Raw genomic sequence first — 21352 nt, forward strand, 5'->3', positions numbered from 1 at the left:
GGAAAAGAGTCTGGAAGCGCCTGCGGTCAATACCCGCCGCAATCTGTTGATGTTCTTGATCCCCTCGCTGATCGGGATCCTGTTGTTCATGACTCCGGTACTCTATGACGGGAATGTCACCATTCCGGTAGCCGTGCTGGCCAAGCTGGTTCAGCGGGTGTTTGCCGACTATCTGGTTGCCATGGTCAGCGCGGTGATCACCACGACCATGCTGATGACCGTCATCGCCTGGTTGTTCAAACCGGCGATCCTGGTACGCCGTCCTTTCCTCAACAGCCTCTTCAACGTCTCCCCCTTCTGGGCCTGTGTGCGGGTACTGGGCGGGATCTTCGTACTGCTGACCTTCTTCCAGACCGGGCCTGAAGTGTTGCACTCCGGCGCAACCGGCGGGCTGGTGCTTAACGATCTGCTGCCAGTGCTCTTCTCGGTCTTCATTTTTGCTGGCCTGCTGCTGCCGTTGTTGCTCGATTTCGGGCTGCTGGAGTTCGTCGGCACCATGATGACCCGCATTATGCGTCCGGTCTTCCGGTTGCCGGGTCGCTCCGCAGTGGACTGCTTTGCCTCCTGGCTGGGGGATGGCAGCGTCGGCATTCTGCTCACCAGCAAGCAGTACGAAGGGAAGTTTTATACCCAGCGGGAAGCAGCCGTCATTGGCACCACCTTCTCCGCCGTCTCCATCACCTTCTGTCTGGTGGTGATCTCGCAGGTGAAGCTGGAGCACATGTTTGTTCCCTTCTATCTGACCGTCTGCCTGGCCGGTGTTGTTGCGGCCATCGTGGTGCCACGCCTGCCACCGCTCTGCTGGAAGAGGGATCTCTATATCGATGGCACTCCCTTGTGCCGCAAGCAGGAGTCGGTGCCACATCAGCACAGTGTGCTGAGCTATGGTCTCGAGCGTGCCCTGACCAAGGCCGAGAAGATGACCGATCTCGGCGCTGTGGTGCGGGAAGGGGTGAAGAACGCGCTGGACATGGTGTTTGGCGTGCTGCCAGTGGTGATGGCGATCGGTACTTGTGCCCTGATGCTGGCTGAACATACCCCCGTCTTCAACTGGCTGGGGGCGCCGTTCGTTCCCTTGCTCGAACTGCTGCAACTGCCGGAGGCCGAAGCGGCAGCCAAGACCATCATGGTCGGGTTTGCCGACATGTTTATCCCGGCTGTGCTGGCGTCCAGCATCGAGAGCGAGATGACCCGCTTCGTCATCGCGGCCATGTCGGTGACCCAGCTTATCTATATGTCTGAAGTGGGGGCGCTGCTGCTGGGCAGCAAGATCCCGGTCAAGTTGTGGGAGCTCTTTATTATCTTCCTGATGCGCACTCTGGTTACCCTGCCGGTGATTGCCGGCATGGCCCATCTGCTGTTCTGATACAGACTGCCATAGCCTTAAGGCCACTCCCTGTGGAGTGGCCTTTTGCTATCTGGCGTTTGCCACGGCAGAAAGTGTTCCGTTCGAACATCTCATGGTAGAGTGCCCCTCTGTTAGCAAATTGTGATGCAACGGAGTGTATTTATGTCTGCCATTCCCTATTCCCTCCTCGATCTGGTGCCGGTTGCCGAGGGTTCCCATCCTGCCGAATCGTTCCGCCATTCGCGCGATCTGGCGCAACATGCCGAGCGTTGGGGCTACCACCGCTACTGGTTGGCTGAGCACCACAACATGCCGGGTATTGCCAGTGCAGCGACATCGGTGTTGATCGGCCATCTTGCTGGGGCAACCAGCACCCTGCGGATCGGGGCGGGTGGCATCATGCTGCCGAACCACTCGCCGCTGGTCATTGCCGAACAGTTTGGCACCCTGGTTTCTCTCTATCCCGACCGCATCGATCTCGGCCTTGGTCGCGCCCCCGGTACCGATCAGCGCACCATGCGGGCCCTCAGACGCCAGCGCAATGGTGAGGTGGATGATTTCCCGGCCGATGTCCGCGAGCTGATGAGCTACTTTGGCGACGAGATTGGCGCGGTGCAGGCAGTACCCGGGCAGGGACTGCATCTGCCAGTCTGGCTGCTGGGCTCCAGCCTCTACAGTGCCCAACTGGCGGCGGCGATGGGCTTGCCGTTTGGCTTTGCTTCCCATTTTGCGCCAGCCATGTTGCTGCAAGCGCTTGAGATCTATCGCAGCCAGTATCGCCCTTCTGCTCGCTGGCCCAAGCCCCATGCGGTGGTCTGCATCAACATGATCGCCGCCGACAGCGAGCGGGAGGCGTGCTTCCAGTTCACTACGTTGCAGCAGCAGTTCCTGCGCCTCCATCGTGGCGATGCGGGCAAGCTGCCAGCACCGGTTGCTGAGTTGGGCGATCAATGGTCGCCACGCGAGTTGATGGCGATGGAGCAGACCCTTGCCCGCTCTCTGGTTGGCGATCCGGAGCAGATCCGTCATGGTCTCAAGGCGTTGCTGGCGGAAACCCGGGCTGATGAGCTGATGTTCAACGGCCCCATCGTCGATCATCAGGCTCGCTTGCGCTCCTTCGATATCGCAGCCGCGTTGATGCGGGATCTATAAGCTCGCCTCTCCATATACAAAGGCGCTATCTTGCAGAGAGAGTCTGGTGTCGCCCTGCTGTCAGGTTCTCGCAAAGGGGCTGTTGGGGAACTGGCTCTCAGATACCGATCCTTTATCTAATGCACTGAATTAAAAGGAAAGTCAGGTTGGTGTCAGGCTGCTGTCGTGTCGCTTGCCACCCTCCGGCCCCTATGCTGGCTCCGTCAAGCAACCACAAGGAGTTCGAGATGATCGTCAGGAAGTTGAGATTGCAGCGGGGCTGGTCACAGGAGCAGTTGGCCGCCTTTACCGGCCTGAGCGTTCGCACCATCCAGCGGATCGAGCAGGGTCAGCAACCCGGACTGGAATCCCTCAAGGCCCTGGCCGCCGTCTTTGAGCTCGATGTGGCGCAACTGGACGGCACACGGCAACAGGAGCATGAGATGAGAGGGAGTGACACGATGGAACAGGATGCATTGCAGGTATCGGCCGAAGAGCGGGCCGCCATGAAGTATGTGGAGGGGCTCAAGGGCTTCTATCACCATGTCGCCAGCTATCTGCTGGTGATCGGCGGGTTGTTTGCTATCAACTACCTGAGCAACCCGGGTTATATCTGGGCCTGGTGGCCGGCACTGGGGTGGGGATTGGGGTTGGCGTCCCATGCCATTCGGATATTCGAGCCTTTCAAACTGTTTGGCCCGGAGTGGGAGCGGCGCCAGATCGAGAAACGGTTGGGGCGCAAGTTGTAACCAGAGCTGTTTTGAAAAAGATAGCCCGGCAAGTTGCCGGGCTATCTTATTGGTTCGGGTCTTTGCAACCACTGCCCTAGCTGGCGTGAGTGGGGCAGGGGGTGGCAAAGAGGGCATCATCCTCATAGCGCCACAGGGTGAGGCTGTTGCCCCAGACACAGCCGGTATCGAGCGCCTTGATGTCGCTCTTGCCGGTGTTGCCCATCAGGGCCGCCCAGTGGCCGAACACCAGTATGGGGTCATCCACGTGATGCTCGCGCTGCTCGAACCAGGGGCGCAGCCCCGGGGTCGACTCCTTGGGGCCCTTCTTGCATTTGAAGTCGAGCCGGCCATCGAAGTAGCAGAAGCGCATGCGGGTGAAGGTGTTGATGATGTAGCGGTAGCGGTCGATCCCGACCAGATCATCTTTCCAGCCATCCGGCTGATCGCCATACATGTTGTGCAGCAGCCACAGGTACTGATCGCCGCGCAGCAGGCTCTCCACCTCGCGGGCGCAGTTGCGGGCGGTGCGGGCATCCCACGCCGGGGAGATACCGGCATGCACCATCATGATGGGCAGGTCGGGGTGTTCGGCCAGCAGCGGGCGGTGGCGCAGCCACTCCAGCAGTTCGTCCCGATCCGGCGCATCCATCAGGCTCTGCAGCTTATCTTTCTTCTTCAGCGGTGCGACGCCATTGGCCACCGCCAGCAGGTGCAGGTCGTGGTTGCCGAGCACGGCGACGGCACGGTTGCCCAGATCCTTGACGAAGCGCAATGTGTTGAGCGAGTCCGGGCCGCGGGCGACCAGATCGCCGCAGAGCCAGAGCACGTCATTTTCGGGATCGAACTTGGCAAGATCCAGCAGACGGCGCAAGTCGTCGTAACAGCCCTGGATGTCACCGACAAAACAGTTCGCCATGAAACCTCAGTTGATAATATTGGGGATGGCCAGCGTGAAGGGGGCGATGGGCGCCTCAAACTGCTGGCCAGAGCCATCTTGCAGGGTGTAACTCCCCTCCATCACTCCGAGCGGTGTCGCCAGCGGCACGCCGCTCTGGTAGCGGTAGGTCTCTCCCTCGGCAATAAGGGGTTGTTCCCCGACTACGCCGGGGCCCGAGACTTCCTGCATCTTGCCATTGGCATCGGTGATGAGCCAGCGCCGGTGCAGCAGTTGCGCAGGGCCAGGCCCCAGATTCTCAATCTCGATCAGATAGTGAAACTGGTAGGGGTCTTTGCTATCCGCCACATACGAGGGGTACGGGCGGACAACGATGTGCGGGAGTGTCACCGGATCAGGCCTTTGGCTGATCCGCCAGCCAGTTGGCAATCATGACAAACTGCTCGAGGGAGAGGTTCTCCGGGCGCAGGTTGCCATCGATACCAAGCTCGGTCAGCTGGGCGTCGGTGATGAAGTTGGAGAAGCTGTTGCGAATGGTCTTGCGACGCTGGCCGAAGCCCTCGGTGCAGACGCGATTCAGGCAACGGATATCCTTGGCGACTATGGTCGGGTTCTTGTGCGGAACCAGACGAACCACGGCAGAGTCCACCTTCGGCGCCGGCTTGAAGGCGCCCGGGCCCACTTCCAGTACCGGGATCACCTGGCAGTAGTACTGGGTCATCACGCTCAGACGGCCATAGGCTTTACTGCCGGGGCCGGCGGCCAGACGCAACACCACTTCCTTTTGCAGCATGAAGTGCATGTCTTCTACCCGATCGGCGAACTCGCACAGGTGGAAGATGAGCGGGGTGGAGATGTTGTAGGGCAGGTTGCCGAAGATACGCAGCGGCCCCTTGCCTTCACCCATCAGGGTGCTGAAGTCGAAGCGCATGGCATCGGCTTCGATGACAGTGAGCTTGTCCTTCAGGGTCGGGTGCTCGCGCAGGCGCGCCGCCAGATCCCGGTCCAGCTCGACCACGGTCATCTTGTCCATCTGGGCGGCAACCGGCTCGGTCAGCGCGGCCAGACCCGGGCCGATCTCCACCAGGTTTTGGCCCGGTTGCGGATTGATGGCGGCCACGATCTGGTCGATCACGTAGCGATCGTGCAAGAAGTTCTGACCGAAACGCTTACGGGCCGTGTGGCCCATGTGCACCTTACTGCTCATATCTTTTTTTCTCTACCATCTTGATGGCGTGGTTAATCGCGGTGACAAGGCTACCCGAATCGGCCAGGCCCTTGCCTGCCAGATCCAGAGCGGTGCCGTGATCCACCGAAGTGCGGATGAAGGGAAGCCCCAGAGTGATATTGACCGAACTGCCAAAGCCCTTGTATTTGAGCACGGGCAGTCCCTGGTCGTGGTACATGGCGAGTACCGCATCCGCATCCTTGAGGTATTTCTCCTGGAACAGGGTGTCGGCCGGCAACGGGCCGACCAGATCGATCCCCTCCTGACGCAGAGTCGCCAGAGCGGGTTCGATCACATCAATCTCTTCACGTCCCAGATGGCCGCCTTCCCCGGCATGGGGATTGAGGCCACAGACGTAAATGCGGGGTTTGGCAATGCCAAACTTGGTAGCGAGATCCGCATTGAGGATGCGGATCACCTTGCCGAGGCGATCTTCCGTGATGGCCATCGCCACATAGGCAAGGGGGATATGGGTGGTCGCCAGCGCAACCCGCAGCCCCTCGGTTGCCAGCATCATCACCACATCTGCGGTACCTGACTGCTGGGCGAAGAACTCGGTATGACCGCTAAACGAGACACCGGCCTGATTGATGATCCCCTTGTGTACCGGCCCGGTCACCACGGCGGCAAATTCGCCGCTCATGTTGCCATCGCAGGCGCGCTGCAGGGTCGCCAGCACATAGGCGCCGTTGCCTTCGTTCAGCTCGCCCGGTACCACAGAGGTACCGAGAGAGACAGGGCATACCGTCAGGGTGCCGGCTCGCTGCGGTTGAGCAGGTTGACTGGCATCATAGGGCTCAAGCTCGATGGGCAGCCCCAGCAGGGCCGCCCGCTCGCGCAGCAGCACCGGATCGGCGATCACCACCAACTGGTGCGGCCAATCCTGCTGGGCTATCTGCAGCACCAGATCAGGCCCAATCCCGGCCGGTTCGCCCGGGGTGACGGCAAGGCGACGGCAGTTCATCAGCTACCAGCGCCTTCGATGCGGATGTAGGCCTCGTCACGCAGCTCGTCCAGCCACGCCTGGGACTCTTCCACGAAGCGACGGTTGTAAATGAGCTGGTAGGCACGCTGCTCCTGCGCCTTGTCGGTGGCGTCCTGGCTACGGCGATCTTCCACCTGCACGATGTGCCAGCCATGGCTGGTACGGAACGGGACACTGATTTGGCCCGGCTGCAGGCGGTTGACCATGTCGCGGAACTCGGGCACATAGACGTTGGGATCAGACCAGCCCAGTTCGCCGCCCTGTACTGCAGAGCCTGGATCTTCGGAGTACTTCTCTGCCATGCTGGCGAAGCTGGCCTTGCCGCTCTTGATGTCGTGCAGGATGCCGTCCAGCATCCCCTTGGCCTTCTCTTCACTCAGGATGATGGAGGGTTTGATCAGGATGTGGCGAGCCTTCACCTCGGTCAGCATCACCTGCTGTTGGCCTTTGGTGTCGAACACCTTGATGATGTGCAGACCGGCACCGGAGCGCAGCGGGCCGACGATGTCGCCCTTCTTGGCGCCCTGTACCGCTTCCGCCATCAGGGTCGGCATCTCTTGCGGGCTCATCCAACCCCAGTCACCACCTTCCAGCGCCTTTGGACCATTACTTTCGGCAATGGCCAGTTTGCGGAAGTCGGCACCCTGCTTGAGGGCAGTCAGGATACGCTCGATCTTGCTCTTTGCGGCATCCAGCTGGGCCGCGGTGGGGTTATCCGGCAGAGAGATCTGGATATGGCCGACGTGGTATTCGTTCTGCTGCTGACCCTGCTTTTTCAGGATCTCGACCACCTGCTTCACCTCCTGATCGGAGATGTTGATGCGACGGCGTACCTGGTTGCGACGCACCTCGTTCATCAGGATCTCGCGGCGCACCTCTTCCCGATACTGGGCATAGCTCATCCCTTCACGGGCCAACTGGGCACGCAGCTGATCCATGGTCATCTTGTTATCGGCGGCGATCCCCTGGATTGCTTGCTCCAGCTGGGTATCGCTGATCTTGAGGCCCTGGCGATCGGCCAGTTGCAGCTGCAGGCTCTCCTGGATCAGGCGATCCAGTGCCTGCTTGCGCAGGGTGGCATCGTCCGGCAGGGACTGACCGCTCTCCTGGGCGGAGAGTTTTACCTTGTTGACCAGTGCGTCCTGTTGACTGGCAAGCACCACGTCCTTGTTGACCACGGCCAGCACCTTGTCCATCAGCTCGGGGGCCGCCAGTGCGGCCTGGCTCATGGCGCCAAACATACCCGCGGTCAGCAGGGCAATCAGGGTCTTTTTCATATCCATCTCTCAAGGCTGGACCAGCATCATTGCTGGTCTTTCAGATTAAACGGGCGAACATAGGGCAACAGCTCGGTATCCAGTGTGACGCTGCGGCCACCGGTACCCACACTGCCAAGTCCCTTCATCTCGAATTGAAGACCGATCGATTTCTCGGAAATGGGCTTCAGAGTGATGTTGTCTGGCTGGTTGTGCCACTCCAGACTCAAGTTGATGCTCCAGCAGCAGGAGTCATATTTGACTCCTATTTTGCGATCAATATTGACGTTTTGCCGGATGTCGCGGTAGTAGCCACCATACATCTGCCACTGATCGGCGATCGGCGCCATCATCACCAAACCTGCCTGGCTCAAGTCTTCTGCCACAGCACTGTTGTAGTAGCTTTTATTGCCATCCTTGATAAAGCGGTAGTTGACCTGGCTGATGAACTTCTCGTTACGATACTCAACAGCGCCGTTTGCCGCACTGAACTGACTTTTTTCTGTGTCGTATTGAGTGCCTGCGTGAGCAAACCACTGCTCCGTGACCCGGGCATCCCCCTCAAAAGAGAGCAGCGAGCGAGAGTTGGTGCTCTCGGGATCCGAAGAATAGAGGCGAACCTTGGGCGGCGTCATCTCGAACGCCTGGGCTACAGCCAAACGCAGCCGCTCGTCACCTACGTTGTCATAGATCCGGCTGGTGAGACCGGCAGTGACGCGGTTGGCGTCGCTGATGCGGTCGAGACCGGCATAACGACGATCGCTGAACAGGCTGTAGTAATCCTGACGGGTGGTGGTGGAGTCGTAGATCCCGATATCGTCCTGATCCCGATAGGGGACATAGAGATACTGGAACTCCGGCTCCAGCGTCTGGGTACCCTTGCCATCATACCAGTCAACCGGGCGATCGAAGTTGAGCCCACCCTTGAGGCGGAAGGAGGGGAGGGTACGGTTGACAGTGCCATCCTTAAGGGTGAGCTGGCCAGTGCTGGAGTCGGTAAAACGCGAGCGATCCGTGTAGACCAGATCCTTGGGTACCTCCTGGTTGTAGGAGGTAAACATCAGCTTGTACTGGCTGGTGAGGTAGTAGCCAGGGGCATCGATGAGAGGCACGGTCAGGGTCGGAGCCAGGTGCAGACGGGTGGTGGTGTAACGCTCACCGGCCTGCTGGGCACTGGCGCTGCCGCTGTCATAACCAAATTTGGTCAGTTCGCTGTTCCAGGCCAGATCGAACCACTTGCCCTGCTGGTAGTAGTTGTAGTCGATACGCGGCAGCATCTCGTGGGGCAGCAGCGCGTAGGGGCTCAGGATCTGATAGCGGCGCACTTCTGAGGTGAGGTTCCAGTTCTGCTGGTAATAACCGGCAGTAAAGGATTGCTGCAACTGGCTGTCGACCTGGGTGCCCACCGGCGGGCTGAAGTCGTTGAAGTAGTTGTAATCCTTGTCGCGCACCTGGGTGTAATCGACACCAAAGCGCAGGGAGCCATCCATCAGGCTGCTGCCGTGACGCACGTTCATCAGATAGCGGTGGCCATCGGACAGGTAAGGTGTGCCGGTCGACGTGTTGATGAAGCTGGGGTTGCCTGCATCGTATTGCTTGTCGTCAGCCAGGTTTTCAAAGTAGAGGATGCCTGCGTGGGCGGGATCCGGCATATAGCGGAACTCCACCTGTTCCATCAGGCCGCGTTTGTCCATAAAGCGGGAGGTGATGGTGGCATCGTAGTTGGGGGCAATGTTCCAGTAAAAGGGCTGGGTAATATCCATGCCGTTGCTGGAACTTTGCGTATAACCGGGGTAGAGCAAGCCCGTCTTCCGCTCATCCTTGATGGGGAAGTTGATATAGGGGAAGTAGAACACCGGGTAGTCGTAGAGCCAGAGGCTGGCGTTCCACGCCTCGCCGAACACCTCTTTCTGGTCGATATCGATGCTGCCCGCTTTGAGGGTCCACACCTCCTGACCCGGGGGGCAGGTGGTGTACTGGGCCCCCTCCATGGTGATGTTCTGGTTGTTGTTGGTCATGGTGACCCGCTTGGCAAAGCCGCGCACCGGTGAACCATGAACCTGATACTTGCCCTCTTCCAGCTCCGAGTTCTTGGTATCCAGGTTGGATTTGAGGGTCTTGTCGCTGGTGACGGTCACCTGACCGTCGTTGTAATAGATGTTGCCGATGGCGATGACATCCCGGCTCTTCTGGTCGAGCTGGGCATAGTCGGAGTCGAACTTGCGAACCCCCTGACGAACCTTGACATCCCCTTCATAGACGGCGGTGCCGCCTTGCTTGGCTTCGAGGCGGTCAGCATCCACCTCGACCGGTAGTGCATTGGCCTCCTCGGCAGAGGCTGGCTTTTCGACCTTGGGGACATAGTCGTAACAGAGGCTGTCGAGGATCCCTGTGGCTGGCGGCGTCTCAAAAGGGGCAGCCTGAACCATCATGGATGTCAGGGCCGGTGCCAGGCTGATAGTCAGGGCGATGGGATAACGGTATCCCAGTGTCCATTTTGTCATGTGAAAGACTCGTGCAATCCGTGATAGATACGGTTGATCCAAGGCATGCATTTTACGACAGGTTTCATCGAGTTGACATTGCATGTCATTGCTTTATGTTAGCCGGCAATGATAAAGCATTATTGCGGCCAGGGCTAACAGCCAAGTGCTGCTTTCCACCTTGGTCCCCTACTTATGCACGATCGCGATTCCCTGCTATTGCAGTGGGCACGCCAGATTTCAGGCGATGCCACCCTTCAGTTGACCCTTATTTCCGGTGATGCCAGTTTCCGCCGCTACTACCGTGGCGCCGGGCTGATATGGGTAGATGCCAATCCGAAAACCGAAAAAAATCATGAATTTGTTCGCAATGCCGCCGCCTTGCATGCGCGTCAGTTGCTGGCGCCAGAGGTCAAGGCCGTTGATTATGAACAGGGTTTGCTGGCGGTCAGTGACCTGGGCGATACCCAGCTGATCAGCTGCCTGAACGAGCACAACGTGCTGGCCTGGTATGGCAAGGCGATTGATCTGTTGCCGACACTGGGGTCGGTGGATCTGGCGCTTGAACCCTTCGATACCGCCTTTATGGCGAGGGAGAACAGCATTTTCCCCGAATGGTTGCTGGGTCACCATCTAAAGCTGACCCTGAGCGATGAAGAGCAGGTGTTGCTGGACGAGACCTTTGCCTGTCTCACCGCCTGCAATCTGGCTCAGCCACAAGGGGTGATGCACCGTGACTTCCACAGTCGCAACCTGATGGTGTGCGGCGGAGACACTCCTGATAGCAGCGAACTCGCCATCATCGATTTTCAGGATATGGTCATCGGGCCGCTCACCTATGACCTCGTTTCCCTGCTGAAAGATTGCTATGTACGCTGGCCGGACGCGGTGATCGAGCAGGGGATGCAGCACGGCTTTGCTACCCTGCAGCAGGCTGGACTGCTTGGCGAGCGCGATTACGCCAGTTTCCGCCGCGATGCCGACCTGACCGGTATGCAGCGTCATCTGAAAGCGGCGGGGCTTTTCACCCGCCTCTATCATCGCGACGGCAAATCCGGCTATCTCAAGGATATTCCCCGTACCCTCGGCTACGTGGTGGATGTCTGTCGCAACCACGGTAGCGCTTATCCGGTATTGGCCCGTTTTGGCCAGTGGCTCGAGCAGGTGGTGTTGCCGGGGATTGCCAACGCCGGGGTAAAACCATGAAGGCGATGATCCTGGCCGCTGGCCGTGGCGAGCGGATGCGCCCGCTGACTGACCTGCTGCCCAAGCCGTTGTTGGCTGTCGGGGGCAAGCCACTCATCGTCCACCATATCGAAAAGCTCAAAGCAGCCGGAGTCACCGAGCTGGTGATTAACCACGCCTGGCTTGGCCACAAGCTGGTCGAGACCCTGGGTGATGGCAGTGCGCTTGGCGTGACCATTCACTGGTCAGCCGAGGAGAGCGCGCTGGAGACGGCCGGCGGTATCATCCAGGCGCTGCCACTGTTGGGGGATGAGCCATTTCTGGTGATCAACGGCGATACCTGGCTCGATCTCGACTATCGCTCTCTGGTTGGCCAGCCCTTGGCTGAGAATCAGGCCCACCTCTGGTTGGCACCCAATCCGCCCCAGCATCCGGCCGGGGACTTTGCCCTGCAGGCTGGCAAGGTCGTAGACACCCCCGCCTTTACTTTCAGCGGCGTCGGCCTCTATCAGCCCACAGCTTTTGCCGGTCTGCCTGCGGGTGCCCGCAAGCTGGCTCCCCTGTTGCGGGAGTGGATGGCACAAGGTCTGGTAGGTGGCAGTCTGCTGGCTGGCGAGTGGCGCGATATCGGCACTGTCGACCGTCTGCGCGAGCTGGACGAACAGCTTCAGCACCGCGCTCAATAACATCAAGAGGTCTTGAACCATGCGTATTTGGGGTAAGGTGCTGGGCGCCTTCTTCGGTTTTCTGCTCGGCAACATCATCGGTGCCCTGATTGGCCTCTGGATTGGCCACCGTTTCGATCGCGGCATGGGGCTGCAGGGGGCGTTTCGCCGCACTCCGACTCAGGAGCAACAGGCTGTCTTCTTCCATGCCACCTTCTCGGTGATGGGCCATATCGCCAAGTCGAGCGGCCAGGTGACCGAACAGGAGATCCGGGTCGCCTCCAATCTGATGGATCGGATGCGTCTTTCCGGCGAGCTGCGCAGCCGCGCGCAGGATTCGTTCCGGCATGGCAAGGAGGCCGGTTTCCCGCTGCGCGAGACCCTGGCCGAGTTTCGTCGTGCCAGCCAGGGCCAGCGCGATATCCTGCGCTTCTTTCTGGAAGTACAGCTGCAGGCCGCCTTTGCCGATGGTCGGGTAGAGGATGGTGAACGCGCCATCCTGCACACCATTGCCGATGAACTGGGCTTCAGCCGCATCGAGCTGGCCCGCATTCTGGCTATGGCCGAGGCGCAGATGAACTTCTTCAATCAGGCCCATGGCCAGTATCAGGGGAGCGGTGCGGATGGCCAGCAGTATCGGCAGGCTCCTCCCTCGGCGGATCGCCTCAAGAATGCCTACCAGCTGCTGGGGGTGAGCGAGAGCGACAGCGATCAGGATATCAAGCGCGCCTATCGCAAGGAGATGAGCAAGCATCACCCGGACAAGCTGGCCGCCAAGGGATTGCCGCCGGAGATGATGGAGATGGCCAAGGAGAAAACCCAGGAAATCCAGCAAGCCTGGGAGTGGATCCGCGAGGCCCGCGGTATCCGTTAAGCGCCAAAGTCAGGCTGGAACAGACAATAAAAAGCCCCGCAGCAGTGCGGGGCTTTGTTTTGCCGTTTGATCCGGGCTGGCTTACTTGGCCGGAATGGCTTCCAGTACGTGAACCAGCAGTTGCCAGAAACGCTCGACTGCCGGGATGTGTACTTTCTCGTCAGGGGAGTGGGCCCCACGGATGGTCGGGCCGAAGGAGACCATGTCCCACTCCGGATAGGCGCTCTTGAACAGACCGCACTCGAGACCTGCGTGGATCACCATGACGTTGGGCATGGTGCCGAACAGAGTCTGGTAGCTGTTGCGCACCAGCGCCATGACGGGGGAGTCCACATTCGGCGCCCAACCTGGGTAGGCACCGGTGAATTCGCAGCTGGCACCCGCCAGCGTGAACAGGGAGCGGGTCATCTGCTCAATGCTCTCGCGACCGGAGTCGATCAGGGAGCGGATCAGGCACTGGACGTACACTTCGCCATCCTGAGTCTTGATGACCCCCAGGTTGGTTGAGGTTTCGGTCACGCCGGGCATGGCATCGCTCATGCGCATCACGCCGTTCGGGCAGGCCATCAGGGCATCCAGCAGGCGCTGCTGCAGGGAGATGCTCATCAGCTTGGCCGGTTTGGCGGCGCTGTTGACCAGCAGAGTCAGGTTCGGCTCGGTGGCGGCCAGCTCGGTCTGGTAGATACCGGTATAGCGGTCAACCAGCGCCTTGAACTCGTTTACGCTGGCAGCGGGTACCAGCAGGGTGGCACGTGCTTCGCGCGGGATGGCGTTGCGCAGGGTGCCGCCGTGGATCTCGGCCAGACGGATACCGAGCGGCTCGGCTGCTTTGAGCAGGCGCACCAGCAGCTTGTTGGCGTTGCCACGGCCGCGGTGGATGTCGCAACCGGAGTGACCGCCACGCAGCCCTTTGACGGCCAGTTCGAATGCTTCACCTTCCGCAGCATCAACCAGCTCGAGCGGGAAGCGGATATTGGCATCGACACCACCGGCGCAGCCCATATAGACCTCGCCATCCTCTTCGGAGTCGGTGTTGAGCAGAATTTCGCCCTCCAGCCAGCCTGCTTCCAGACCGAAGGCGCCGGTCATGCCGGTCTCTTCGTCAGTGGTCAGCAGCACTTCCAGCGGGCCGTGCTTGATGGTCTTGTCAGCCAGCACTGCCAGGCAACCGGCCATGCCAATACCGTTGTCGGCACCCAGGGTGGTGCCACGGGCAGTGACCCATTCGCCATCGACGTAGGCATCGATGGGGTCGTTGGCGAAGTCGTGTTTGGTGTCGGCGTTGGCCTGCGGCACCATGTCGATGTGGGCCTGCAGCACCACGGCCTTGCGGTTTTCCATCCCCGGGGTTGCCGGTTTTTTGATGATGATGTTGCCGACGTTATCCTGTTTGACCGCCAGACCTTCCCCTTGCGCCCATTGGACGATCCAGGCACTCAGCTTGGCTTCATGCTTGGAAGGGTGGGGGATGGAGCAGATCTGTTCGAAGAAATGCCAAATCAGTTGGGGGGACAAGGAACTTAGTTGTGCCACGTCAGGACTCCTTACCAGCACGGAATGAGAGAGGCCCCGTCAGTGGGCCTGGAAAGTGGATAACGATAATACAGTCAATCGCAGAAAAATGTGAGCGGTTAGCGCAAATCGCAGGGCGGTTGTGCTGCCGGTGGCTACCGGGGCAGTGCAATTGTCAGGCTCGGGTGACACTGTTTGGCAGAAACGAAATTTATGTGACGAGCTTCACAAAAAGATTGAGTTTACGGTGCCAGCTGGTAAATTAGCTCCCGTGGTTCGCCACCCGTCAGGATGACGATGAAAGCCTCCAGGGAACCGAAGCAAAGCAAGTGCGCCTCCATGGAACCGAGTGTTCGTTCAAGGATTTGAGCCCGCATAAAGGTACGTAACTTGTTAAGCAATCAGGAGATTCAAGATGCCAGGCAGCAACTCTACCTATTGGTTCGCCCCATCTCTCTATACCCAGGGTTTCAGCTACCCTAATCCCTTCGTCAGCCGTCGCTAAGGCGAGCTTGTCCTGAGGGGCAAGTCACCCGATTGGGTGCAGACGACAAAGCAGCAGGTGCGCGAGGTAAATCCTCCCCCTGCTATTTTTTTATCTGTCGTTTGCCAATGAGTGCCAATCGTTGCTGATGAGAGGGGGGCAACATTTGCCGTTCGGCTCTCTAGTTGGGTCATTTGGAGATGAAGAGGCCAATTTTTCCTGAATTTGGCATACGTTTGCCAGGCATTTTCTCTGCAAAGGGTGCTATCATATCGGCCCAACAGCCTGTCCGCGGTTTTGGCACTCTTATCGACCCAAGCGCCGGATATGTCCACCTTGCTTCCACTGCTATCAGATTTGCTGCCGAGGTCATCCCTCAGGCGGAACAAGTGCAATCTGAATTCAGCCGGACAAGAGCCGCCATTTATTGGCATTCGAGAGGATACTTTCGGATGCCATTATTTTAAGTGATTGTTTTTGTACAACTATTCGAGATCGATAATATGCCGAAAAAGTTTTATGCTCTTTGGCATTTTATTTTTGTTGGCTAAAAAATTGTTATATATCAGTCTCTTGGGTTTGTTTGCTTCTCTTGGTGGTGCGGAAGTGGCGGCAAAATGGCGGCAGAGATATGTGATGATCGAGAAAGGCGGCAGAGCGTTTGCTCTGCCGTTTTTTTATATTTTGTGCTAATCGTTGACCACTGCCCCCATTGAATATACGCTGTATATACAACGTAAATGCAGGGGGTGAAGTTGGCACTAATCCTATCGGCTGCGGTAAGAGCCAAACTTAAGGTCAAACATTGTGTTGAAGAGCGTGAGGTCGTTGAGGCCTTTGCTAACCGAGACAAAGGGTTCCTGATTGACACCAGAGAAGACCACCAGACCAACCCCCCTACAGAATGGTTTATTGCTGAAACAGACAGGGGCAGGAAGCTAAAGGTCTGTTTCATGCTTCGAGACGGCGACATTTACATAAAGACTGCGTATGAAGCCAATCCAACAGAGATTGGCATCTATAACAAGTTCGCCGTTTAGTTTGGCTTGCTTAGTGTTGGCAAGCCGTTGGTTAAGCCGAGTCTGAGGTATAAAACTTGCGAGGGTTAATTGTATGAGCACCCAAGAAAAAGCAATCCTGGGCACAGAAGAAGCGTGGGATTCGGGGGTTCTGGGCAGCGATGAGCAATATGTAGCAGTATCCCACCATTCCACTGATGATTTGATTAGCGAGGCTCTTTCATTACAACCAATCTCGATTAGATTGCAAAAAGGGCTGATCGAAAATCTGAAGACGATTGCGGAGTTGCATGGAATAGGTTACCAACCACTGGTTCGACAGGCTTTAACTCGTTTCGTTGACTGCGAAATGAAGAGAATTGCAACCGAAGCATTGGCCGTCAAACGCAAAGAAGAGCGTCTGGCGATGGAGATTGAAGCCTCCGAGGGGCATTTAAAAAGGGCCTGATTGATAGACAGATTGAAGTAGAGTCAAAAACAAGGGAGCGCACATCTGCGCTCCCTTTTGTTACTCACTCCACATCCGACAGGTCGTCGATGGCCACTTCGAGGTTGATGGTGTTGGTGTAGCCGCTGTTGGTCAGGCTGTGGCAGACCTTGGTCAGTACCCAGCTGGCCTCGTCGATCTGTGGTTTGAATCCCCTGACGGTGGTTGGTTGTTCCGGGTAGAGCTCTGGCCGCCCCGTGGCGAGGGTGATCTCAAACTCGGCAACGCCACGTTGTAGCCGTTCCCACTCTGCGCGGGCTGCTCGCATGGCGTTGGTCTGGTTGGCGTAGATGTGGCGCAGCACCTTGACGTTCTCGCTGTCTCCGATCAGCAGCTCGCGGCCCTCTTTGTCGACGGTGGTGTCACTTGGCAGTTCCTGTTCCGGCTTTGGCTTCTTCTTGCGTTTGCGCTTGACGGTCGAGCCTTCGGTGGTGGCCTTCTTCGGGTCGTGCCAGTTGGCGACGACGCCGGTGTAAGCGTCGCGGTCAGCCACGGCGAAGTGGTGCTGATCGCCGTCCTGGCGGGTGATGGTGACAGAGGGGAGCGGTTTGCCGCTGGCGGCGAGCCCCTTGCCCTGACCGATAAAGAGCAGTCGCCCCGATTTGATGGTGGTCAGTGCCCCGCATTGACCGGCCAGCCGAGTGAGGAAGGCGGGATCGCTTTCGTTCTGCTGGTCGATGTGGTCAATCTGCATGCCCTTGAAGCGTTCGGCGCAGGCTGGCGTTAGGCTGTGGCGCTGGGCGATGGCATCGACAATGCTGCCGACGGTCTGCTGGTGATAGCTGGTCTGGCGCAGCTTGTTGAGGTTGCCGCGCAGATCGGCCGATTTGCCCCGGATGGTGAGCTTGTCCGGGGTGCCGGTGTGCTCCACCTCGTCGATGGTGTATTCCCCCTTATCAACCAGCGGTTGGCCCTGCCAGCCTATGCTGACGCGCATTCTGGCGCCGCGGCGCGGCATTGCCAGCTTGCCGTCGCTGTCGTCCAGCTCGATGTCGATTGTGTCGGCTTCAAAGCCGCGATTGTCGGTGATGGTGAGGCTTATCAGGCGGGGCCGCATCTTGTCTGATACGTCCTTGCCGTCGATCAGTATCTGGTAAGCCGGGGCCTTGTGATCGGCCCCCTCAATGCTGAATTGCCCCAGCTGGCTGGTCAGGTTAGTGCTGACCGCCTCTTTGGCGTTTTCGTACAGGCTCACAGCAGGCCCCCGATCTTGTTGCCGATGGTGCCGACGATGTTGCTGATACCCAGTCGGCTGGCGATGCCACCGATGGCACGGCCCTGCAGCTTGCTGCCAAAGGTGGTTTCGTCGTCGTCCACACGCTTGAGGTTCATGGTGAATTCAATCTTGCGGGCTGCACTATCTTGGAAAAACTCGCTGCGGGTGACGCTGGTGCGCTCGATGACGAAATAGCCCCGCATCACGCCGTCCCCCTGGATCAGGGGGAAGGCTTGGCCGGTGGCGGCCATTTCGTGCAGCAGGTCGAGGGTGACCGGCCCGCCAGTCAGTTCAGGGTAGAGGGTGCCTGATAGCACGGTGGTTTCATCATCCGGCCCTGTGAACTGATAGGCCGGACGGGCGCCGACCCGAGGGTTGCCCGGGTGGCGCCATGCGCGGTCATCCTGTTGTGACTGGGGGGCGAAGGTGGAGCGCTGGAACACGAACCAGCCCAAGGTCATCATCATGGCGGTGTCTCCTTAGTTGGTGTCGCGCAGGCTGGCGCGGGTACGAGCCGATGCCTGACGTTCGCGGCGCTCCAGCTCACGGCGTACCTCTTGCGCCACATCGGCGCCGGATTGCCCCGGCTGCTGGACGATGCTGATGGGGGCGTGAATCTGGGTTGTCCCACCCCCTCTGGCCGGTGCCAGCTTGGGCGGTTGGTACATGGTCGGCCCGTAGCCGGTGGCCATGGCTGGCTGGGCATAGTTGCCGGTCAGGTAACCCGATTGCCGCACGGTAGCAGTGACAGCCGATCCCCCCTTCATCCAGTCCGGCAGGATGTCGGTGATGGATTTCACCTTGGCTTTGAGCTCTTCCCATTTGGCAGAGATGCCGCCGATCAGGCCGTCGATGATAGCCTTGCCCGCATTGAGCGCCCGGGATGGCAAGGTGGTCAGGTAGTCCCAGAATTCACCGGTCGCCGCTTTGCACTTCTCCCAGGTGGATTTGAACCACGGCCCGAGCTGATCCCAATTCTTGTAGATGAGGTAAGCGCCAACTGCGATGGCGGCAATGCCCGCGATAATCCAGCCGATGGGGGTGGTGAGGATGGCAATCCCCAGCCTGAAAAAGCCAAATGTCAGCCCCTTAATCAGGGTCAGCATTGGCCCGCCCATTGTCAGCATCATGCCAAATCCCATCTTGAGAGCGGCGATAGGGCCCAGCAGGCCAGCCAGCACCAGCAGCAGGCCACCGCCCACGGCGGCTGTGACTGCGGTGATTGCGGCGACTTTGGTGATGGTTGCGGTGAGTTCGGGGTTTTCACGCATCCAGACGCCAGCGGCTTGGGTCAGGTTGGTCACCTGCTGGATCAGGCCGCGCAGTGGCCCGTTCTGGGTTTCCAGCATCTGGATGTTGAGGTCTTCCCATGCCGAGGTCATGTTGTCCAGATCGCCGCGGGCGTTATCCCCCATGACTGAGGCCATCTCTTTGGCAACCCCCTTGCTTTGCTGCTTTATCATGGCGGCATATTTGGCAAAGCCACCGGCCCCGGCTTGGCCTATCAGTTCAGCCATGCCTGATGCGGCTTCTTCGCCAAATATCTCCTTGAACGTTGCCAGCTGGTCAGCGTTACCCATTTTTTCCGTTTTCTGGGCCACCTGCGTCATGATGTCGATGATGTTGAGCATGTTGCCGCTGGTGTCTTTGGTCGTGACCCCCAGTTTCTTCATCAGTTTGGCCGCGCTACTGGTCGGCCCTGCCAAGCGGTTCAACATGGCGCGTAGTGCCGTACCCGAGTTTGACCCCTGAATACCGATGTTCCCCAGCAGGCCCGCAGAGGCTGCGGCCTCTTGCAGGCTCATCCCCGCTTTTTTGGCGATTGGGCCCATGTACTTCATGGTTTCCGCCAGCATGTTGAGGTCTACGTTTGAGGTTGTCATGGTGAGCGCCAGGGTATCGCTTACCTGCCCCATCTGTGACGCTTCCAGCTTGAAGGCGCTGAGAATGTTTGAGGCGATATCAGCGGTCTGGTCAAGCCCTACGCCGGAGGCTTTGGCAAGGTCTAGCATGGATGGCATCGCCGCCTGAATCTGCTTCGGGTTAAATCCAGACATCGCCAAAAATCCCTGTGCCTGTGCGGCATCCATAGCGGTGAAGCTGGTTGACGCCCCGAGATCCCGAGCCTGTTGACGCAACATGGCCAGCTCGACGCTGCCCTTCTGCAGGCGGGTGAGTGCCTGCACTTTTGACATCTGGGCGTCGAAGTCGAGACCGACCGAGGCGATCGAGTTGATTTTGTAGAGTCCCGCCGCCCCGGTAGCCATGCCAGCAGCACCGTAGCCCGCCATGGTTCCCCGCATGGCCATGGTCTTGTCGTAGTTGGCTTTGACCTGGGCGATGCGCTTTTGCTGGGCCGCCATGCGATCAAGATCAGCTCGTTGCTGTTTCAGTTTCTCATTGGCGGCGGCGGTTGCGTTTTTCAGGCGCTCCTGTGTCTTGGCGAGGTCTTTTGTCCCCATGGTTGCCGTCTGGAGCGAGAGTTTCATTCCCTCATATTTGGAGTTCATTTCAGCCTGCTTGGCTGTTAGTTCCCTCACCGCTTTCTCTGCCTTGTTGTACTCATTGACCATCATTCTGGTCGGATTGGCGGTGGCTGCGATGGTCTGCTTTACCTGCTCGAATCGGTCTTTTGCTGTTTGCAGGTTGGCATTGGTGACGCCCAGCTGGGCGCCCAGTTGCTTGAAGCCATCAATCTTGGCGCTCTGCTTTTCCAGATCGCGGACTTTGGCTTTGGTGTCGGCGAGGTCTTTGGCGGTAATGCGGCTTTGGCCGGTGACGGCCTTGAGGGGGGCGGTGAGTTTGTCCACCGCCCCGAGCAGGATTTGTAACTTGAGGGTGCTCATGATTCGTCTGCCCCGTTGATGTGGTTGTATCGCTCAACAAGGCGTTGGTGCCAGCCCATCAGCTCGTCGAGCTCCATGGCCGCCATTTCAGACGGCGGCCAGTGGGCGATGATGGCCAAGTCGGCCATCATGTCGTCTATGCAGTGAGGTAGGCCTCCTGCTGCGAGCCCATCAAAAAACCGACCACCACTACCCCGGCTTTGAGCAGATCAGCCGGGTCCATGTCGTTCACTTCTTTTTCGGTCAGGTCGGTGATGCGGGGCAGCAGTTTGATGAGGGTATCGACGTTCATCTGGACGATGTCCATGGTGTTGAGCCCGCGCAGGTGGCCAGCCTTTTTGGGGCTGCGGATGATCAGGCTGTTGAGGGTGGTTTCGCCGCGCTGGATGGGGGTTTCGAGAGTGATTTCTTTCTGTTCCATGGTGTTTTTCCTGTTCGCTATGTAGTAACGGGCGGCCATGCCGCCCGGATGTGGTTGGGTTGATTAGAGGCCGATGGCCTTGCGGTGTTCTGCCTGGCGGTCGACGCCATCGGGGCCGATTTCGATCATGTTGACCAGATCGATTTCGTGGATGACTTGGCCGTTGATGGTCAGCTTGTAGTAGGTGTTGACCATGCTGACCTTGGCCTGGCTGTTGTCGCCGACTTTGGCGGTGCCCCAGTCGATCTCTTTCATGCGGCCACGGGTGACGATTTCGACCGGCTGCACTTCGGCAATGTCGTCACGCTGGATGGAGCCCGCAAAGCGGAGCATGACGCCGTCGATTTTGCTGCTGCCCATCTTGCCGATGATCTCGGCGTTGTAGCCGCCCATGGTGAACTCGGTGTCGAGTGCGCTGTCGTCGAGCCCCATGTCGATATTGACGGCGCCCGGCATGCCGCCGCCGCGATAGGACTCGAACTTGCGCGACAGTTTGGCAAAGGTGAAATCTTCCGCTTCACCAATCCAGTTGGTGCCGTCGATGAAGATGTTGAGCTGTTTGACCTTTCTTGGCAGTGCCATTGTT

The 21352-nt window shown here is 58.8% G+C and carries 20 protein-coding genes; 7 read left to right on the plus strand and 13 right to left on the minus strand.

Annotated elements, in window-relative coordinates:
* From AACS24_RS05260 to AACS24_RS05270, 3 genes are all read left to right on the plus strand, one after another.
* A partial coding sequence (locus AACS24_RS05260; protein WP_258223110.1) for a YjiH family protein occupies window positions 1-1366 on the plus strand: 1366 nt, incomplete at its 5' end.
* Window positions 1367-1510: 144 nt separating this feature from the next.
* Window positions 1511-2500, plus strand: a complete 990-nt coding sequence (locus tag AACS24_RS05265; RefSeq protein ID WP_108572581.1) for a luciferase-like monooxygenase — start codon at window positions 1511-1513, stop codon at window positions 2498-2500.
* Window positions 2501-2727: 227 nt separating this feature from the next.
* Window positions 2728-3228, plus strand: a complete 501-nt coding sequence (locus AACS24_RS05270; protein WP_108572582.1) for a 2TM domain-containing protein — start codon at window positions 2728-2730, stop codon at window positions 3226-3228.
* Between the two features lie 76 nt (window positions 3229-3304).
* Here the strand turns inward: AACS24_RS05270 and AACS24_RS05275 are convergent, their stop codons facing one another.
* From AACS24_RS05275 to lptD, 6 genes are read right to left on the minus strand one after another with little or no spacing between them, the layout of a single operon-like run.
* Window positions 3305-4126, minus strand: a complete 822-nt coding sequence (locus AACS24_RS05275; protein ID WP_033114884.1) for a symmetrical bis(5'-nucleosyl)-tetraphosphatase — start codon at window positions 4124-4126, stop codon at window positions 3305-3307.
* Window positions 4127-4132: 6 nt separating this feature from the next.
* Window positions 4133-4495, minus strand: coding sequence for a Co2+/Mg2+ efflux protein ApaG (gene apaG, locus AACS24_RS05280; RefSeq protein WP_108572583.1), 363 nt, complete (start codon window positions 4493-4495; stop codon window positions 4133-4135).
* Window positions 4496-4499: 4 nt separating this feature from the next.
* Window positions 4500-5312 (minus strand): 16S rRNA (adenine(1518)-N(6)/adenine(1519)-N(6))-dimethyltransferase RsmA, encoded by an 813-nt coding sequence (gene rsmA, locus AACS24_RS05285; RefSeq protein WP_033114882.1) that lies wholly within the window; start codon window positions 5310-5312, stop codon window positions 4500-4502.
* Entirely contained in the window at window positions 5302-6297 is a 996-nt protein-coding gene (pdxA, locus tag AACS24_RS05290; protein WP_108572584.1) for a 4-hydroxythreonine-4-phosphate dehydrogenase PdxA, read from the minus strand. Before pdxA ends, rsmA begins: the two co-directional genes overlap by 11 nt.
* A complete protein-coding gene (gene surA / locus AACS24_RS05295; protein WP_108572648.1) occupies window positions 6297-7595 on the minus strand; it encodes a peptidylprolyl isomerase SurA in 1299 nt (432 codons plus the stop codon). The genes pdxA and surA overlap by 1 nt, the downstream gene beginning before the upstream one ends.
* 26 nt (window positions 7596-7621) lie before the next feature.
* On the minus strand, window positions 7622-10078 hold the full coding sequence (lptD, locus tag AACS24_RS05300; protein WP_108572585.1) for an LPS assembly protein LptD: 2457 nt from the start codon (window positions 10076-10078) through the stop codon (window positions 7622-7624).
* Between the two features lie 174 nt (window positions 10079-10252).
* Between lptD and AACS24_RS05305 the strand changes: the two genes are divergently transcribed.
* From AACS24_RS05305 to djlA, 3 genes are read left to right on the plus strand one after another with little or no spacing between them, the layout of a single operon-like run.
* Entirely contained in the window at window positions 10253-11263 is a 1011-nt protein-coding gene (locus tag AACS24_RS05305; protein WP_033114879.1) for an aminoglycoside phosphotransferase family protein, read from the plus strand.
* Entirely contained in the window at window positions 11260-11928 is a 669-nt protein-coding gene (gene murU, locus AACS24_RS05310) for an N-acetylmuramate alpha-1-phosphate uridylyltransferase MurU (RefSeq protein ID WP_108572586.1), read from the plus strand. Before AACS24_RS05305 ends, murU begins: the two co-directional genes overlap by 4 nt.
* A 19-nt stretch (window positions 11929-11947) precedes the next feature.
* Entirely contained in the window at window positions 11948-12781 is an 834-nt protein-coding gene (gene djlA, locus AACS24_RS05315; RefSeq protein WP_033114877.1) for a co-chaperone DjlA, read from the plus strand.
* Window positions 12782-12862: 81 nt separating this feature from the next.
* Here the strand turns inward: djlA and AACS24_RS05320 are convergent, their stop codons facing one another.
* Window positions 12863-14314: an aminoacyl-histidine dipeptidase gene (locus tag AACS24_RS05320; protein ID WP_033114876.1), complete on the minus strand. Its 1452-nt coding sequence runs from the start codon at window positions 14312-14314 to the stop codon at window positions 12863-12865.
* A gap of 1576 nt (window positions 14315-15890) precedes the next feature.
* Here AACS24_RS05320 and AACS24_RS05325 point away from each other — a divergent pair.
* The gene (locus tag AACS24_RS05325) at window positions 15891-16244 is read left to right on the plus strand and encodes a hypothetical protein (protein WP_108572587.1); all 354 of its coding nucleotides are present in this window, start codon (window positions 15891-15893) and stop codon (window positions 16242-16244) included.
* Between the two features lie 64 nt (window positions 16245-16308).
* On the opposite strand, the gene AACS24_RS05330 is transcribed toward AACS24_RS05325, so the two are convergent.
* From AACS24_RS05330 to AACS24_RS05355, 6 genes are all read right to left on the minus strand, one after another.
* Window positions 16309-17478 (minus strand): phage late control D family protein, encoded by a 1170-nt coding sequence (locus AACS24_RS05330; protein ID WP_108572588.1) that lies wholly within the window; start codon window positions 17476-17478, stop codon window positions 16309-16311.
* Window positions 17475-17966: a phage tail protein gene (locus tag AACS24_RS05335; RefSeq protein WP_108572589.1), complete on the minus strand. Its 492-nt coding sequence runs from the start codon at window positions 17964-17966 to the stop codon at window positions 17475-17477. Before AACS24_RS05335 ends, AACS24_RS05330 begins: the two co-directional genes overlap by 4 nt.
* Before the next feature lie 12 nt (window positions 17967-17978).
* A complete protein-coding gene (locus AACS24_RS05340; RefSeq protein WP_108572590.1) occupies window positions 17979-20345 on the minus strand; it encodes a phage tail tape measure protein in 2367 nt (788 codons plus the stop codon).
* On the minus strand, window positions 20342-20473 hold the full coding sequence (locus tag AACS24_RS05345; RefSeq protein WP_108572652.1) for a GpE family phage tail protein: 132 nt from the start codon (window positions 20471-20473) through the stop codon (window positions 20342-20344). Before AACS24_RS05345 ends, AACS24_RS05340 begins: the two co-directional genes overlap by 4 nt.
* Before the next feature lie 8 nt (window positions 20474-20481).
* Complete coding sequence (locus tag AACS24_RS05350; RefSeq protein ID WP_108572591.1) at window positions 20482-20766, minus strand: phage tail assembly protein; 285 nt, start codon at window positions 20764-20766, stop codon at window positions 20482-20484.
* A 63-nt stretch (window positions 20767-20829) separates the two neighbouring features.
* The gene (locus tag AACS24_RS05355; RefSeq protein ID WP_108572592.1) at window positions 20830-21348 is read right to left on the minus strand and encodes a phage major tail tube protein; all 519 of its coding nucleotides are present in this window, start codon (window positions 21346-21348) and stop codon (window positions 20830-20832) included.
* Window positions 21349-21352 lie beyond the last annotated feature (4 nt).

It is taken from the genome of Aeromonas sp. HMWF016 (genome assembly GCF_963878195.1).
GTDB lineage: Bacteria > Pseudomonadota > Gammaproteobacteria > Enterobacterales > Aeromonadaceae > Aeromonas > Aeromonas lacus.

Bases quoted from the DNA above. Each gene is read 5' to 3' on its own strand.
- AACS24_RS05265 (WP_108572581.1), top strand. From the start codon at position 1,511: ATGTCTGCCATTCCCTATTCCCTCCTCGATCTGGTGCCGGTTGCCGAG.
- AACS24_RS05270 (WP_108572582.1), top strand. From the start codon at position 2,728: ATGATCGTCAGGAAGTTGAGATTGCAGCGGGGCTGGTCACAGGAGCAG.
- AACS24_RS05275 (WP_033114884.1), bottom strand. From the start codon at position 4,126: ATGGCGAACTGTTTTGTCGGTGACATCCAGGGCTGTTACGACGACTTG.
- rsmA (WP_033114882.1), bottom strand. From the start codon at position 5,312: ATGAGCAGTAAGGTGCACATGGGCCACACGGCCCGTAAGCGTTTCGGT.
- pdxA (WP_108572584.1), bottom strand. From the start codon at position 6,297: ATGAACTGCCGTCGCCTTGCCGTCACCCCGGGCGAACCGGCCGGGATT.
- surA (WP_108572648.1), bottom strand. From the start codon at position 7,595: ATGAAAAAGACCCTGATTGCCCTGCTGACCGCGGGTATGTTTGGCGCC.
- lptD (WP_108572585.1), bottom strand. From the start codon at position 10,078: ATGACAAAATGGACACTGGGATACCGTTATCCCATCGCCCTGACTATC.
- AACS24_RS05305 (WP_033114879.1), top strand. From the start codon at position 10,253: ATGCACGATCGCGATTCCCTGCTATTGCAGTGGGCACGCCAGATTTCA.
- murU (WP_108572586.1), top strand. From the start codon at position 11,260: ATGAAGGCGATGATCCTGGCCGCTGGCCGTGGCGAGCGGATGCGCCCG.
- djlA (WP_033114877.1), top strand. From the start codon at position 11,948: ATGCGTATTTGGGGTAAGGTGCTGGGCGCCTTCTTCGGTTTTCTGCTC.
- AACS24_RS05325 (WP_108572587.1), top strand. From the start codon at position 15,891: ATGAGCACCCAAGAAAAAGCAATCCTGGGCACAGAAGAAGCGTGGGAT.
- AACS24_RS05335 (WP_108572589.1), bottom strand. From the start codon at position 17,966: ATGATGATGACCTTGGGCTGGTTCGTGTTCCAGCGCTCCACCTTCGCC.
- AACS24_RS05340 (WP_108572590.1), bottom strand. From the start codon at position 20,345: ATGAGCACCCTCAAGTTACAAATCCTGCTCGGGGCGGTGGACAAACTC.
- AACS24_RS05345 (WP_108572652.1), bottom strand. From the start codon at position 20,473: ATGGCCGACTTGGCCATCATCGCCCACTGGCCGCCGTCTGAAATGGCG.
- AACS24_RS05350 (WP_108572591.1), bottom strand. From the start codon at position 20,766: ATGGAACAGAAAGAAATCACTCTCGAAACCCCCATCCAGCGCGGCGAA.
- AACS24_RS05355 (WP_108572592.1), bottom strand. From the start codon at position 21,348: ATGGCACTGCCAAGAAAGGTCAAACAGCTCAACATCTTCATCGACGGC.